We start from the raw sequence: 15206 nt of genomic DNA, 5'->3' as shown, positions 1-15206 counted from the left end.
TAGAACATGGATAAAAAAGAAAATCACTTATTATATATCAAATCATCCTATGAAATTCCTTTTATTGAATTCCTTTATCACATATTCAATAAATTAAAACCATCCAGTAATGAATATAAAGACACAGCTTCCTATTACGTGTATGAAAACTCTTATTTTAATGACTATCCTTATGCCGGGAATATAATCTAAATAGTGAAACAGTAACTTTAAATTCGGGCGATGTCATCGTTATTGCGAATGCCAGAATCAATAAGAAATAAACTTCCATGCTTGAAAAAAGTGATGCCCTATACGAATATAGGAGCATCACTTTTTATTTAGCATTTGCCTTAGCATCGGCGATTGCTTTTACAAACCCTTCAACACTAATGGTGCAGCCGCTGATAACATCTGCGTTAGCTGCTTTTCCATTATCTTTTAATTCCAACTTTTCAATACCATGTTTAGCTACGTAGTTTTCAAAGAATTTCACTTGTTCATTCCATTCTTTGCCAATACCGCTTGCTGTTTTCATATGATAGTCAGCGCCAAGTTCTTTTTTTGTCTTGTCTTTGTCTTTCGCGGTTTCATCAATGGAAACCTTACTGATTTTACCATCTTTTAAAGTTACTTTAGCCGTTGTCGTTTCCCCGTTTGCATTTGTATAAGTTCCTGTTCCCTCTTTCTGCTCGCTTTTGGCACAACCGCTCAACAGCATGCATACACCAAGCAGTAACACTGTTATTTTTTTCATTCTTTCGCATCCTTTCTGCTTAATTTTAGTGTTACCGCTTTTTGTGCAACCATACATCCTGCCATATGCGCTACTACCATAAAACTATAAACCTAGGCATTGTTTTAGTTTACGCTTAAAGATAACATTATGAATTCGTTAAAAAAACAGATAGTCCAGTTTTATGAGAACTGTACTATCTGTCGGTTGTTTATTTCTTTGCTGCAGCTTCTGCATCTTTAGCTGCTTGCATCAGATTTGTGATGTTGATGGTGCATCCTGCCAATACATCGTCATTTTTAGGGTAGCCTTGATCTGTTAATTCGACCTTATCGATACCGTTTTTAACAATGTACTTTTCCAAGAATTCTACCTGTTTATTCCATTCTTTTTTGATTTTGCTGTGTGGCTTCATGTTGTAGTTAGCACCAAGCTCTTTTTTTGATTTGCCATCCTTTGTCTCATCTAATGTAATAGACTCAACTGCATCGCCTTTTACTGTGATTTTAGCACTTGCATAATCACCTTTGGCATCTTTTGCTGTTTCGGCAGATCCCGTTTTTGCTTCTTCGCTGCTACCGCACGCCGTCAGCATAAACAATGCTGCCAGTAATACTGTCAGTTTTTTCATGTTCATTATCTCCTTTTCTCTTTCTGGTAAATCGTTCATTACGACTTAGAAGAAATATTCCCTCTTTACCAAAGATATTTTAACAAAGGTAAGGATATACGTCAATTGATTTACTAACATTTTCACAAGCAAAAATTACCATTTTCTTGTATGTCGTGATGACCCTGTGATTTTATCTTTTGCAAATTGCTTGCCGCAGTTATTTAAAACTCCATAATCGCATGGATTGCTCGCTTCCAGCCGTTTAAATGAGCAATGCGGTTTTCTTCCTCCATCATCGGTTCAAAAATGCTGGCAACTTGAAATTGCTTACGGATATCATCCTGATGTTTCCAAACACCGACGGCTAAACCTGCCAGATAAGCCGCTCCTAATGCGGTCGTTTCACTGATGGTTGAACGAATTACTTGCGTATTTAGAATATCACTTTGAAATTGTAAGAGGAAATCATTACGACTAGCACCGCCATCTACCTGCATCTTTTTAATGGCTAAACCACTGTCCTCTTGCATAGCAAATACGACATCACTGGTTTGATAAGCTAAAGATTCTATGGTAGCACGTATGATATGCTCTTGCTTTGTGCCTCTGGTTAATCCTAAGATGCCCCCTTTTACCTGTGGCTTCCAATAAGGCGCACCTAACCCGGTAAAGGAAGGCACTACATAAACACCATCACAATCATTTACTTGCTTGGCTCTGCTTTCACTTTCACTGCTGCTGGAAATGATAGCCAAACCATCTCTTAGCCACTGAATAGCAGCTCCGGCCACAAACACGCTACCTTCTAAAACATAAGCGGTTTGCCCCTTAATACGCCAGCCTACACATGTTAACAGGCCATGTTGAGAGTGGATAATTTTCTCCTTCGTATTCATAAGCAGGAAACATCCGGTACCATACGTATTCTTCACATTACCCGCATCAAAACAAGTCTGACCAAACAAAGCTGCCTGCTGATCGCCAACCAAAGCCGCAATCGGAATCGGATGATCAAACAATCCACTGGTATAGCTATAGACTTCACTGGTATCATGAATTTCCGGTAACATGCATCTTGGAATGTTCCACAGTTTTAACAATTCTTCATCATAATCCAAAGTTTTTAAATTCATTAACATCGTTCGTGATGCATTCGACACATCACTCATATGCTTTGCCCCTTGGCTCAGTTTCCACAACAACCATGTATCCATCGTCCCAAACAGCAGTTCACCACGTTCTGCCCTTTCCTGAGCCCCCGCAACATGATCTAAGATAAAACGAATCTTACTGGCAGAAAAATACGGATCTAATAATAATCCCGTCTTTTCCTTGATCATTTCTTCTAAGCCTTGGGCTTTGAATGCTTCACAATAGGAATCGCTTTGCCGAGATTGCCATACAATGGCAAAATAGATGGGCTGTCCGCTTTCCTTATCCCAGACAACGGTTGTTTCTCTTTGATTTGTGATACCGATTGCCGCAATTTGCGTATCTTTGATACCTGTTTTTGCCAATACCTCAAACATGACCCCTACCGTACTTGCCCAAATATCATTCGCATTCTGTTCTACCCAACCAGGATGAGGATAGTAATTTTCCAATTCCTTTTGAGCAATTCCAATGATATTGCTTTGCTGATCAAAAAGGATGGCTCTGGTACTGGTTGTTCCTTGGTCAATTGCCATAATATAATTTTGCATAACCTTGCCTCCTGCATTCGTACCTTTATTATAGCATTGCATGTAACCGTTTTCCATTCCTGATTATAAAAAGCGATCTAATCAAAAAACCGCTTTTGTAAGTTTAGATACTTTCCTGCCGTATCGTTTCGATGATATTATCTTTTTCACCACGATGGATAGAGAAAAGCATGATCATCGTCAATAAAAGGAATAACGCCAAAATGGTTATTGCGACACCTAGCCATGGGATATATAGCTTATTCTCAAAACTTAGAGAAAAAGTTTTCGATAAGACAACCATGATTATAAACGCAATTGGCAGACCATACAAACAGGTCTTGATCCCATAGAAAATACTTTCATAACCAATCATGCGATGAAATTGTTTTTTCGTAACACCTATTGATTTTAGCATTGCAAATTCTCTTTTACGCAGCTGCATGCTAGTCGCGATCGTATTCATAATATTAGTGATGGAAATTAAGATCAATAAGCCGACAAAACCATAAAGAAACAAGGATACCAACAAGTTCAAACTTTTTGTTTTTTCATTCTCTTTAGCTATATTTTTTACAGACATATTCATTGTTTGCTGTTTGATTAGCTCATCTTGTAATTCATTTGGATGCGTGCTTTGATAAAAAATTTCACAGAAATCCAATATCACCCCATCTTTTTTATCAAGCGCGACATGTAATGCATTCACCGTGTCAAAGGACGTAATCAAATAGCTTGTCGGATATGCATTTGCCGCCTCCAGAAAGGTCGGTGTCTGCTGTGTCACCTTTTCAATATACACCGGATGTTCAAAGGTCTGTACCGGTAAACTTTCCGGTATTTCATCCGCATCTTTACCCTCATAGGCTTCATAAGGATCTCCCTTTTTTTGAAAACTGCCAGGAAATAAACTGCCTTTTTTCACTTGAAACCAATTGACATGTTTTAGCGCATAGGCATCTTTTAGTGGAGCATTCACTAAGATCATCCCTTGATGCGCTTTTAGTTTTTTCATATCAACACCGACTTGTTTACAATACGCTTTTAATTCTTCATCCTGTAATCCGTAAATTTCAAGGTGTGAAAGGTTGCTTTCTTTAAAATTGGTATCAATATCGGCAATTTTTTCATATTTTTGTAACACCTTTTTTGCTTCTTTGCTAAGATAGCTGCCATCTTTTACATTTAAACCACTGTGTAATACGATTGTCGCATGGTCTGCATACCGCATGTTTTTATAGGAAGCCAGAGCTGCTTCCTCATATGGTTGATAAGGCGATTCATCATCCGTATTGTTTTGAATGCTTAAACGAACATCAGCATTGGTTTGCATGTGCATCAAGATCGTGGATTGCACAAGTCCCATCAAGGTGATGGCACTAAGAAATAAAACCATACAAATGATAAACGATAACAACGTTGCACGATAACGGAAAGGATTGCGCTTCATGTTTTTCATTGCAAGAGTACCTTCAAAGCCAAACAATCTTTGTGTGATACGGCTTACTTTAACATCCTTTTTACGTATGCGTACATCACTATTCTGACGTATTGCCGTAACTGCCGAAATATGGGAAGCTCTCCTTGCCGGTAACCAGGATGAAAAAAGCAATAGTACAATGGTAAACATAACGATTATTAACAGAATCTGCCAGTTCACCACAACTTTTAAATCCAGATCAGAAGAACTGGATGAACGTATGAGGCCGTCAAACAAATGAAAGGCAATAGCATCCCCGCCGATTCCTAAGCATAAACCAATCGGTAAGGCAATACATCCGATGACGAAAGCCTCAAAGCGTACTGAGCGTTTTTTCTGTTTTCGCGTCGCTCCAACGCTGGATAACATACCTAAATATCTGGTTCTCTCACTTAATGATATGGCAAATGCATTATAAATCAGAGAGCCTCCGCCTAATAAGATCAAAGTGGCCATGATACTGCCTGCAATCAACATCGTTTTCATAAACTCTGAATCGGTAATTTCATAAAACTGCAGCAGGTCATAATTGGTATTGCTACCATATTCTGTATGCAGTTGGCTTTGAATGCGTGCTATTTTATCCTCTTTATGCCGCAAAGAGTCCAAGCAGAGATAGGCGGATAAGTTATTCTTATGCAAAGCTTCTTGTTGTGTATCATAGGCCACAATGGTGTTCATATAGCCTACATCATCCCACCAGCTTTTGATTACACCGCTAATGCGATAGTCTTGTTGCTGTTTGGTTTGCCATTGCTGCTTTGGATAATCGCCAATGCGTAAAGTAATAGGATCACCAATCGCTTTCTCATATTTTTTAAGAAATTGCTCACTGACTAAAATTTCATGTGCATTGCTAGGATAGCTTCCTTGAATCAATGCATTGCCTTTTAACGCTAAGTCTTTTTCTTTTACACCATTTATCTGAATGGTAGTCTGCATTTCTGCATTGTCATCCTTTGTTCCATATCGTGCTTTATCCGCATAGGTAATGACAACTTGTGCAACATCTTGATTTGCTTGCAGCCTTTGAACATCCGATGAAGATATCTCATTAAAGCTATAATGATAAAAGCCATTGCGTGCGATTACACCTTCGATCATGGCACTGCGATATGAAGTCATCATGGTCGCAATTGCGGATAGCATCGCGATACAAAGCACAACTCCGAAGATGGTAATTCTAGTTCTACTGCGATTGCGCCGCATGCTTTCCAAAGTGACGCGATATTCTACCTTCATCGCCGTATCACCTCGTCTTTGACAATCTTACCATCCTCTATTTGCAAGATGCGATCTGCCTGCAGGGCAATACTTTCATCATGCGTAATCATGATCAGCGTCTGTTTTTGTTCTCGATGTAGCTGTTTTAACAACCCGACAATTTCTTCGCTGTTCTTACGATCGAGATTTCCTGTTGGCTCATCCGCTAAAACGACAGCCGGTGATGCCATGATGGCACGGCAGATAGATACGCGCTGCTGCTGTCCTCCTGATAATTGATTGGGCAAATAATTTAAACGATCCTGCAAACCGAGTTGCTGTACCAATTTCTGAAAGTAATCTTCATTTACTTTTCGCTGATCCAACAACAAAGGCAAGGTGATATTTTCTTTCACATTCAATACCGGAATCAGGTTATAAAACTGATAGATGAGGCCAATCTGACGACGTCGAAAAATAGCCAATCCATCTTCATCCATCTGATACATCGCATTACCATCTAAGATTACCTGACCACTTGTCGGACGATCCACACCGCCAAGAATATGCAGCAGCGTAGACTTACCTGAGCCACTTGGGCCAACAATTGCCACAAATTCTCCTTTTTCTACCGTAAAAGAAACATCATCCAATGCCTTTACCTGCGTTTCTTTCGCCCCATAAATTTTACTTACATGCTCTACCTTTAACAATTCCATATGTATTTCCTCCTACGCTTAAGTATAAGCGAAAGAAATGACAGCTTCATGACAATATGTCTTACAATTCTGTCACGAAACTGCCTGCTTTTATTTATAAAAACGAATCAAAAACTGTGTGCCTTTTCCTACTTCACTTTCTGCTTCAATCGTCGCATGATTATGCATAAGAATAGCTTTAGCTAAAGATAAGCCTATGCCCACACTGTCTTGACCGGCATTTTCCCCTTTGTAAAACCGTTCAAAGATATGCGCTAAATCACATGTAGCAATGCCACAGCCATCATCCTCGATCACAAGGAAGGTATAAAGAGGTGTATCCTTGCAGCTGATGCAGATATGACCGTTTTCAGAAGTATGCTCCATACAGTTTTTCACGATATTTACAATGGCTTCCTTAATCCAATTGCGATCAACAGCAAAATGAATATCCGTTGCACACTCTATCGTATAAGTGATGTTTTTTAGCTCCATGCCTATTAAAAGTGGTTCTATGCTTTCTTCAAGCAACGTATGGGCAACAACATCCACTGGTTCAAAGATAATCGCATTCGCATCAATCTTTGAAAGCTTAAGTAAGGTCGCAATCAGCCATTCGATTCGCTGCAGCTGATGCTGCATCTGTTGCTGGAACTGTTTACGCTTAATCAATGGCAGATCTTCTTGTGCTAATAAATCGTTCATGACGATCATTGAGGTTAAAGGTGTCTTTAGCTGATGCGAAATATTACTTAAGGTATCCGCCAGAAATGTCTTATCTTTCTCTAGCAATTCCTTTTGTTGTTTCAAGATACTGGTAATCTTATAAATATCACTTTTTAATATGCTAAGCTCTCCTTCTTCATAATCGCGTATATCCAACAGCTCATTGCCTTCATATACTGCCTGCAGATATGTGGATAATGCTGTGATATGTGCATAGCGCTGTTTTTGATACCATAAGAAAATAGCTAGAAAACCACCGGCTTGGAAAAACAAGAGAAGCAAGATTGGAATGTTCCAAAGTAAGCTTAAAACATACAATAATAAGCTGTATAAAACACAGCTCAACACGCTTCTTCGTATTTCTTTATTGCGTAATAGTTTCATGATCCTTTCTCCATCCGATACCCGCGTCCTCTGATTGTTTTAATAATTTCCGGTTCTGCGGCATCTTTTTCCAACTTTTCACGTAAACGTTTGATATATACACTCAACGTATTATCATTCACAAAATCACCGGCGACATCCCATATGCCTTCCAATAGCTGACTACGCGATAAGACTTGTCCCTGATGATTAACAAACACCATCAATAAGCGATATTCCAACGCTGTTAAGAATACTTCACTGCCTTTACGATATACTTTCCCTTCTCTGATGTGGATTTCCAGATGCTGTATCTGCACAATGTCTAAAGCATCCTTTTGATAACGGCGTAAAACTGACTTTATGCGGCTTAACAATTCTTTGATGCGAAATGGCTTTGTGACATAATCATCCCCGCCAAGATCTAAGCCCATCACAACATTGACTTCATCATCTAAAGCAGTTAAGAAAATAACAGGTACATCATGTAGATGCTTGGCTTGTTTACATATGGTATAGCCATCACCATCCGGCAAACTGACATCTAGTAATAATAGGTCAAATACTTGTGCTTCCAGCAAGCCCAAGGCGGCTTTTTGAGAAACGCAATGTATGACCTCATAGCCTTCTTTTTCTAAAGAATACACTAGACCTAAGGCAATTGCCTGATCATCTTCAACAAATAAAATTTTCATAAGACACCCTGCTTTCTACTTGATGGTAGGACACTGATAACATAACGTTCTTTCATTTCTTCTATTATACAAAAAAAAGCATCCTTTCGTCTATGTGAAACAAAAGGATGACGAAACTGTCACAATCTTATGCCGCTTCCCAATTGCGAGAAAGAATCGGATCCGTTTTGCGAATACGCAGATAGAGCAAGTAGGCCACGATAGCTGCTGTAGTTTCGGCAAGAATGAAACATACCCAAATACCATATAAACCAAACCAATTCGCAAAAAGGAAAGCTAATGGCAAGGTGATGATCAATTGACGCAATAAGAAGATAATCAATGATTGTAAGCCTAATCCCATAGCCTGAAACAAGGTTGGTAAAATAAAACCGAAGGTTGCCGGTATAAAACTGATACCGATGATACGTAAGGCAGGAACACCGATATTCATCATTTCCGCATTGGCATCAAACAAACCTAATAGTTGGGTTGGGAAGATTTCAAAGAGCAGACAGCCGCATAGCATGATGATTCCGGTCACTGAAATAGCATATTTCAACGCTTCATGCAGACGTTGATGATACCCTGCTCCATAATTGTACCCCATCAATGGCATAGCCCCTTGCGTTAAGCCACTTGCCGGCATGAATACAAAGGTTTGCAGCTTGAAATAAATGCCAAACACAGCAACAGCAGCATTAGAGAAACTAACCAATATCGTATTTAATCCCATCACCAAAAAGCTATTTAATGCATTCATGCACGCATTTGGAACACCTACGGCTAAGATCTTTTTGATACAATCCATATGGAAATGGAAATGCTTCACATCGACTTTGACATCATGTTCTCTGCTTAATAACACAAAAAATGACATTGCCATAGAAGTAATCTGGGCAATGACGGTAGCAATCGCTGCCCCTTGAACGCCCAATGCCGGAAAACCAAACCAGCCAAAGATCATAATTGGGTCTAAAATAATATTGATAATAGCCCCAATTGCCTGAATCGCCATCGGAAAGATCATCTTTCCGGTAGATTGAAATACCTTTTCAATACAAATATGGAAGAAACAGCCAAAACAAAAGAAGACACAAATATATGTATACGCACAGGCTTCCTCATATATTAAGGCATCGCTTGTAAACTTCTTAAAAAAGGCCGGTATTCCAAAAATACCCAATAGGATAAACAACAACGATCCTACCAATGCCAGTAACAAGCCATGCAGCACAGCGCTGTTTGCCTCATCCTGTTTCTTTTCTCCCAACTTTCTGGCAATATATGAATTTACACCGACACCAATACCTACTGCACAGGCAATGATAAGGGTCTGGATAGGAAAGGCTAAAGATACCGCGGTAAGGGCATGCTCACCGATTTGCGCCACAAACATACTATCCACAATGTTATATAAAGCTTGGATCAGCATGCTGAGCATGGGTGGAAAGGCCATGGACATCAATAATGGAAATACGGGACGTATGCCCATTTTATTAGTTTCTTGTACTTGCATATAAAACACCTGCTTTCTCATAAAAAAGCCTCCATATGACTGATTTAGTTACATGAAATCAGTGAAAAATGGAGGCTGTTAAAACCTATGAACTTGTTTGTATGTGATGATTCTCATCACAACCTTGCTTATTTTACTATACTCTTTGCAAAATGGCAAGATTTATTTCAAATGAACGCTAGGAATCATACATCCAGTTCTTTGATATAGCTGATTTCCTGAAACAGCTTCATCAAGACATCCGCATCATAATTTTTAGGATAATTTACCACAAAATCTACATGATAACAATCATCCTTCTCCTCGACCTTAGCATTCAATATTTCCATATGCAGTTGTTGCAAACGCTTCTGCAAGTCTTCAATATTCTTTTTATCCTTTTCAATCACAAAGCATACATCATCTTTATAAGTCTCACGCAGCCATTTATGATTGGAATGCAACGTAATTTGAATTAACAAGATTACAAAAGCGGTTAGGATTCCCAATAGATATAAGCCACTTCCAATCGCCATACCGATAGCACTGATTGCCCATATGCCAGCTGCAGTCGTAAGTCCGGAAATGGTATTTTTACGCATAAAAATCATCCCGGCACCTAAAAAGCCTACCCCGGTGACAATTTGTGCCGCGATACGCGATGGATCTAAAGCAACGCCTTCTTTTCCTAACAGATCGCCAAAGCCATACTTCGATACAATCATAATCAAAGCGGCTCCCATGGCGACGATCATATGTGTACGAATGCCTGCTTCTTTATTACGGCTTTTGCGTTCATAGCCAATCATCGCCCCACATACACCGGCTAATAAAATACGTAGTAGAAATTCGCCTTGTTGCCATAAAAATGCCTGCATAGAAATACCTCCTTTTCCTTATCTTATCACTATATTATACACCTATTTCCATAGAAAAAGGAACGCTTGTTGTTATAAATTTGCATACACGTGAGTTAATTTATGATAGATGCATTCAGTTGTCAATAATAAACTTATGATTGTATCCATACCGTTATCTTACAACGTTACACATTCATTTATTATATCTAGTTCCACCGCTGTTTCGTAAACCTTCCTTGTTTATTTGGCATTTACTTCTTCAATCCCCCCCTATTTTACGATATGCATGTAATCAAATCTATATCGCATTCTCATGCAAAAGCTGACGCAATCGATAGATCCCCTCATCCATATCTTTTTCCGCAATAGCCGCAAAGGAAATCACAAGTTCTTGACAGGAATTTATATTAAAAGCTATCCCTTTTTTTTCACCCTCGACAAGAATTTCTGCATAGTTCAACTCATAAGGAAAGCGTAGCACATATTGTAAGGAAGCTTCTTCTAATATACAACTAGCCTCTGGTAAATAGGTATGCAGTAAGTCAAACATATGCTGACTTTTCTTTTCATACCTTTTTTTTAATCGTCTGATATGGCGTTCCAAATGACCATCCGTGATATAACGTGCCAATGCCAATTGTTCAATTTTACTGGACGTCGGCGCATAATTGTCTTTTCTGCTAATATAACGCTGTTTGATATCTTGTGTCATAACCAGATAACTGATACGTAACGATGGCAAAAGCAAACGTGAAAACGAGCCGATATAAAATATACGCTCTCCCATATCAAAACCTTGCATTGCACTTGTTACCTTGGTTGCGTAACGTAATTCTCCATTATGATCATCCTCAATGATGAATGCGTTTGCCTGTTTTGCCCAGCGCAATAGCTCCTCCTTATTCTTTTTAGATAACGGCTGATGATTTTTTCCCAATGACCCCGCATTTATATACAATACCTGTACATGATGCTTACGCAATTCAGCAATGGAGATCCCATCTTCCTCCAAGGATAAATACACAATTGGAAAACCATAGCTTTTAAATACTTCTTCAGCCTGGGAAAAGCCACTCTTCTCCATACCGACGATCATCTGTTTATCAAGCAAGCCACATAACAAAAATAATAAAGATTGAAAACTGGCACCGATCAAGATAGCATCCACATCACATAAGACACCTCGCATAGAATATGCATATTTTTGTAAAGCTTCGCGCAGTGAAACTTCGCCTTGGGCATCACCATATGTCGTAATCACCTGATGCAGTTCCAAAACTTCTTTCAGATATTTTTTCCATAAAGTCATATCAAAAGCATCATGATCCATGCTTTGACTACGAAAGTCATACCGTATACGATAGGTGGGATTCCTTTGAACATTTTGTAATAAAGATAATCGCATACGCACATGTTCTTCATCTACATCCACATAATATCCAGCTTGCGGTCTGGAACTGATATAGCCTTCATCTAATAATAATTGATAAGCTCGCTCAACACTTGTTTTCGATACTTTAAACAATTGCTCACAGCTACGTATGCTAGGCAAACGATCTCCCTTTTTCAGATAACCCTGCATAATATCCTTTCGCAATTTCAAATAGATTTGTTTATATAAAGCCATTCCTTTTTGTCGTTCAAATGTGCTTGTTTGCATTTCCATATATATCACCCATTTTAGTATAACATGAACTGACCTTTATTTTTTATGTATTTTTGTCTATTTTTATCATGACAGATTTTTGTTAGAATACTGACAAGTAAGAAAGAGGGGTATATTATATGAACAAAAAAACATTAACAACGCAGCAAATTGTATTATATGCATTAGGTATGGCCATCGTCTTTGTTTCCACGATGTTTATTAAGATACCTAATGGGATTGATGGTTATTTTAATTTAGGTGATGGATTCATCTTGTTATTTTCTAGTATTGTCTCACCGCTTGGCGGCTTTTTGATCGGTGGATTAGGCAGTGCTTTAGCAGATGTTGCAGGTGGGTATGCATATTATTTCATTCCTACTTTATTAATCAAAGGATTGGAAGGCTGTATGGTTGCTTACTTGTTCCAAAAGTATGGTAACAAAATAAAATGGATTGCTTATTTCCTTGGATGTATGATCATGGTTATTGGTTATTTTTTCGCAAAATGGTATTTAAAAGGAAGTATGATTATCGCTTTGAGTGGCATAGCCGAAAATATTTTACAGAGTGGTGTCGGTTACGTGATTGCCATCGTTGCCTTACCACTGATACAGCGCCAATTCTATCGCCAACGGAAATTAAAGAAAGCGTAATGATCATGGATAATAAGAAAGTAAAAGAACTGGTATTGGCGGCATTAGGCATCGCTTTGGTCTTTCTGGCTACCTATTTGATAAAAGTTCCGAATGGTATTCAGGGATATTTCAATCTTGGAGATGGTTTTATCTTATTATTTTCATCCTTATTAAATCCTTTTTATGCCTTTCTTATAGGTGGTATTGGAAGTGGTTTGGCGGATATTGCCGGAGGTTATGGTATTTATTTCATTCCCACACTTTTTATCAAAGGAATAGAGGCTGTACTGGTATCCCTGTTGCTTCACAAGGTCACAAAACCACTCTTACGCTATGGTATATATGCATTGGCCGGCGTATGGATGGTCATAGGCTATTTTATGGCAGATGCTTTTATAAATGATAGTTGGCAATTATCACTCACCGGTGTGCCTAGCAATATCATACAGGCTATCGTTGGCATTGTCATCGTTATGGTTACCTTACCACTATTAAAATCCTATCAGATAAATACCTAACTAAAAGAGATGTTCTTATGGAATGATCTATCCCTGTCTACTTGACAAGGGGCAAATCAAAGAACATCTTTTTTAGTTATTGCTATCATCCACATGTAAGAAACATCCTTTGTGATGATCATGAACAACACCGACAGCCTGCAAATACGAATAGATGATCGTGCTGCCGACAAACTTCATCCCACGCTTCTTCAAATCCTTAGAAATGCTATCAGATAAAGGAGTTGTGACCGGCATTTCTTTATCTTGCAAGTATTGTACCTGATGATTGGTAAATCCCCATAAATACTCTGAAAACGTACCATATTCTTTCTGTATCGCTAAAAACACCTTAGCATTTTGAATTGCTGCACAAATCTTGCGACGATTTCTCACAATGCCTTTATTCTGCATCAATTCTGTTATTTTATCTTCATCATAAGCAGCTATGCAAGCTACATCAAAATAATTAAAAGCTTTTCTAAAATGTTCGCGTTTTTTTAGAATCGTAAGCCACGATAATCCTGCCTGAAACCCTTCCAATATCAGCATTTCAAATAATTTTTGATCCTCATAAACGGGAACGCCCCATTCGTTATCATGATAGTTTTGATAGATAGCTTCTGCATTTTCTGCCCACGTACAACGATGAATGGTTTCCTTATCCAATCTGCATCACCTTTCTTTCTCTCATTTTATCAAAAGTCATAAAGAAGGGAAAGCTCTTTTTAATCTTTATAACAGCCTCATAAAACCACATGTTTTAAATACTATCATGCACCATTGCTGTCTAAAAAAGATAACCTATCTGTTAAGATAGATTATCTCATTGTTACCTTTATGGTTTCACCTTGACACAATTGCCGTCAGGTCCTGGTGTTGTGTTTAAGTATTCTGCAATGGCTGCCTTCTGATCAGCTTTACATGGTTTACATGTACCAACCACAGTAATTTCACCATTTACCAAAGCCTCGGCAAGACCACTACATCCAGCATAACCGCAACTTCCACAGTTGTAGTTAGGCAACATGCTGCTGACCTTTTCTACGCGCTCATCTACTTCAACACTCAAAAATCTATCTGCGATTCCAAGTCCCAAACCAAGAATTGCACCAAGTACCAACATCATTAAAACAGCTGTTAACATGGTTATTCCCCTTTCCTATTTATCATGCGCAGGGTTGTTGCAGCAGGCTACATCATGGCAGCCTTCACACTCTGCTTTTAAGTTTTCACAGCCTTTAGGAAGCGGTGTTTTATGATTCAAATAGAAAACTAATGCATAAATACCTCCTAAAATAGCTAAGTAAATAACTGCGCTCGCCATATGCTATACCAGACCCATCAAGCCACTGAAAGCCAAAGCCATAATGGCAGCTACAATCAGGGCAATTGGGTTACCTTTCCAGGAAAGCGGTGTATCACAGGCATCCAGACGTTCACGAATGGTAGAGAAAATATACAATACCAATGTAAAGCCTAAAGGAATGGCAATGGAATACGTCAGCATTTCAGCGAAGTTATATCCATTGGTAATATTATTTAAGGTAACATTCAATACGACACAGTTTGTCGTAATCAAAGGCAGATAGACACCTAATGCCTTGTATAAGGAAGGACTCGTCTTCTTAATGATCATTTCAACCAACTGTACTAAAGCTGCGATAACCAGAATGAAGGTAATCAAATCCATATACTGTAAACCACATTTATCTAATACGCCGTAATATAACGCATACGTAACCAAGGAAGCCGCGACGATAACGAAAGTAACGGCAGCCCCCATACCAATAGCTGAACTGCTTTTTTTGGATACCCCCATGAATGGGCACATACCTAAAAACTGATTCAGCACAACGTTGTTAATCAAAACAAACGTTACGAACATGACGAATAAATTACTCCAATCCATAA

At 38.6% G+C, this 15206-nt stretch carries 16 protein-coding genes; 2 read left to right on the top strand and 14 right to left on the bottom strand.

Annotated features, from left to right (window positions below):
• Positions 1-316 precede the first annotated feature (316 nt).
• The 10 genes from EDD61_RS03165 to pdxR form a co-directional block, all read right to left on the bottom strand.
• Positions 317-736 (bottom strand): FMN-binding protein, encoded by a 420-nt coding sequence (locus EDD61_RS03165; protein ID WP_008688893.1) that lies wholly within the window; start codon positions 734-736, stop codon positions 317-319.
• A gap of 190 nt (positions 737-926) precedes the next feature.
• A complete protein-coding gene (locus EDD61_RS03160; protein WP_008978998.1) occupies positions 927-1346 on the bottom strand; it encodes a hypothetical protein in 420 nt (139 codons plus the stop codon).
• 203 nt (positions 1347-1549) lie between these two features.
• The gene (glpK, locus tag EDD61_RS03155; protein WP_132223948.1) at positions 1550-3031 is read right to left on the bottom strand and encodes a glycerol kinase GlpK; all 1482 of its coding nucleotides are present in this window, start codon (positions 3029-3031) and stop codon (positions 1550-1552) included.
• Between the two features lie 103 nt (positions 3032-3134).
• Entirely contained in the window at positions 3135-5732 is a 2598-nt protein-coding gene (locus tag EDD61_RS03150; RefSeq protein WP_132223945.1) for an ABC transporter permease, read from the bottom strand.
• Complete coding sequence (locus EDD61_RS03145) at positions 5729-6412, bottom strand: ABC transporter ATP-binding protein (RefSeq protein ID WP_132223942.1); 684 nt, start codon at positions 6410-6412, stop codon at positions 5729-5731. The genes EDD61_RS03150 and EDD61_RS03145 overlap by 4 nt, the downstream gene beginning before the upstream one ends.
• Positions 6413-6502: 90 nt before the next feature.
• Complete coding sequence (locus EDD61_RS03140; protein WP_132223939.1) at positions 6503-7501, bottom strand: sensor histidine kinase; 999 nt, start codon at positions 7499-7501, stop codon at positions 6503-6505.
• The gene (locus tag EDD61_RS03135) at positions 7498-8175 is read right to left on the bottom strand and encodes a response regulator transcription factor (RefSeq protein ID WP_132223936.1); all 678 of its coding nucleotides are present in this window, start codon (positions 8173-8175) and stop codon (positions 7498-7500) included. Before EDD61_RS03135 ends, EDD61_RS03140 begins: the two co-directional genes overlap by 4 nt.
• A 127-nt stretch (positions 8176-8302) precedes the next feature.
• Positions 8303-9694 (bottom strand): MATE family efflux transporter, encoded by a 1392-nt coding sequence (locus EDD61_RS03130; RefSeq protein ID WP_132223933.1) that lies wholly within the window; start codon positions 9692-9694, stop codon positions 8303-8305.
• A gap of 164 nt (positions 9695-9858) precedes the next feature.
• Positions 9859-10530, bottom strand: a complete 672-nt coding sequence (locus tag EDD61_RS03125; RefSeq protein ID WP_008688903.1) for an MgtC/SapB family protein — start codon at positions 10528-10530, stop codon at positions 9859-9861.
• Between the two features lie 280 nt (positions 10531-10810).
• On the bottom strand, positions 10811-12178 hold the full coding sequence (gene pdxR / locus EDD61_RS03120; protein WP_008688905.1) for a MocR-like pyridoxine biosynthesis transcription factor PdxR: 1368 nt from the start codon (positions 12176-12178) through the stop codon (positions 10811-10813).
• A gap of 119 nt (positions 12179-12297) precedes the next feature.
• Here pdxR and EDD61_RS03115 point away from each other — a divergent pair, with 119 nt between their 5' ends.
• Both EDD61_RS03115 and EDD61_RS03110 read left to right on the top strand, forming a co-directional pair.
• Positions 12298-12813 carry an ECF transporter S component gene (locus EDD61_RS03115; RefSeq protein WP_008688908.1) on the top strand — a complete coding sequence of 172 codons (516 nt, stop codon included), beginning with the start codon at positions 12298-12300 and terminating at the stop codon, positions 12811-12813.
• A gap of 5 nt (positions 12814-12818) precedes the next feature.
• Positions 12819-13313 carry an ECF transporter S component gene (locus tag EDD61_RS03110; protein ID WP_034798014.1) on the top strand — a complete coding sequence of 165 codons (495 nt, stop codon included), beginning with the start codon at positions 12819-12821 and terminating at the stop codon, positions 13311-13313.
• 72 nt (positions 13314-13385) lie between these two features.
• Here EDD61_RS03110 and EDD61_RS03105 read toward each other — a convergent pair whose 3' ends face one another.
• The 4 genes from EDD61_RS03105 to EDD61_RS03095 all read right to left on the bottom strand — a co-directional run bounded on the left by EDD61_RS03105 (position 13386) and on the right by EDD61_RS03095 (position 15204).
• Entirely contained in the window at positions 13386-13961 is a 576-nt protein-coding gene (locus tag EDD61_RS03105; protein WP_008688910.1) for a DNA-3-methyladenine glycosylase I, read from the bottom strand.
• A gap of 169 nt (positions 13962-14130) precedes the next feature.
• The gene (locus tag EDD61_RS03100) at positions 14131-14439 is read right to left on the bottom strand and encodes a (Fe-S)-binding protein (RefSeq protein WP_008688911.1); all 309 of its coding nucleotides are present in this window, start codon (positions 14437-14439) and stop codon (positions 14131-14133) included.
• Positions 14440-14454: 15 nt separating this feature from the next.
• Complete coding sequence (locus tag EDD61_RS13720) at positions 14455-14619, bottom strand: hypothetical protein (RefSeq protein WP_008978987.1); 165 nt, start codon at positions 14617-14619, stop codon at positions 14455-14457.
• 3 nt (positions 14620-14622) lie between these two features.
• The gene (locus EDD61_RS03095; protein ID WP_008688912.1) at positions 14623-15204 is read right to left on the bottom strand and encodes an electron transport complex protein RnfA; all 582 of its coding nucleotides are present in this window, start codon (positions 15202-15204) and stop codon (positions 14623-14625) included.
• Positions 15205-15206 lie beyond the last annotated feature (2 nt).

Origin of the sequence: Longicatena caecimuris (assembly GCF_004341945.1) — a bacterium.
In the GTDB taxonomy this organism is placed as follows: domain Bacteria; phylum Bacillota_I; class Bacilli_A; order Erysipelotrichales; family Erysipelotrichaceae; genus Longicatena; species Longicatena caecimuris.
Note: the sequence above shows the minus strand (reverse complement) of the source record. Positions and strands in the feature narration are given on the sequence as shown.

Coding starts and splice junctions, on each gene's coding strand:
- EDD61_RS13720 (WP_008978987.1), bottom strand. CDS start 14,619: ATGGCGAGCGCAGTTATTTACTTAGCTATTTTAGGAGGTATTTATGCA.
- EDD61_RS03100 (WP_008688911.1), bottom strand. CDS start 14,439: ATGTTAACAGCTGTTTTAATGATGTTGGTACTTGGTGCAATTCTTGGT.
- EDD61_RS03115 (WP_008688908.1), top strand. CDS start 12,298: ATGAACAAAAAAACATTAACAACGCAGCAAATTGTATTATATGCATTA.
- EDD61_RS03140 (WP_132223939.1), bottom strand. CDS start 7,501: ATGAAACTATTACGCAATAAAGAAATACGAAGAAGCGTGTTGAGCTGT.
- EDD61_RS03165 (WP_008688893.1), bottom strand. CDS start 736: ATGAAAAAAATAACAGTGTTACTGCTTGGTGTATGCATGCTGTTGAGC.
- EDD61_RS03135 (WP_132223936.1), bottom strand. CDS start 8,175: ATGAAAATTTTATTTGTTGAAGATGATCAGGCAATTGCCTTAGGTCTA.
- pdxR (WP_008688905.1), bottom strand. CDS start 12,178: ATGGAAATGCAAACAAGCACATTTGAACGACAAAAAGGAATGGCTTTA.
- EDD61_RS03125 (WP_008688903.1), bottom strand. CDS start 10,530: ATGCAGGCATTTTTATGGCAACAAGGCGAATTTCTACTACGTATTTTA.
- EDD61_RS03160 (WP_008978998.1), bottom strand. CDS start 1,346: ATGAAAAAACTGACAGTATTACTGGCAGCATTGTTTATGCTGACGGCG.
- glpK (WP_132223948.1), bottom strand. CDS start 3,031: ATGCAAAATTATATTATGGCAATTGACCAAGGAACAACCAGTACCAGA.
- EDD61_RS03150 (WP_132223945.1), bottom strand. CDS start 5,732: ATGAAGGTAGAATATCGCGTCACTTTGGAAAGCATGCGGCGCAATCGC.
- EDD61_RS03110 (WP_034798014.1), top strand. CDS start 12,819: ATGGATAATAAGAAAGTAAAAGAACTGGTATTGGCGGCATTAGGCATC.
- EDD61_RS03145 (WP_132223942.1), bottom strand. CDS start 6,412: ATGGAATTGTTAAAGGTAGAGCATGTAAGTAAAATTTATGGGGCGAAA.
- EDD61_RS03095 (WP_008688912.1), bottom strand. CDS start 15,204: ATGGATTGGAGTAATTTATTCGTCATGTTCGTAACGTTTGTTTTGATT.
- EDD61_RS03130 (WP_132223933.1), bottom strand. CDS start 9,694: ATGAGAAAGCAGGTGTTTTATATGCAAGTACAAGAAACTAATAAAATG.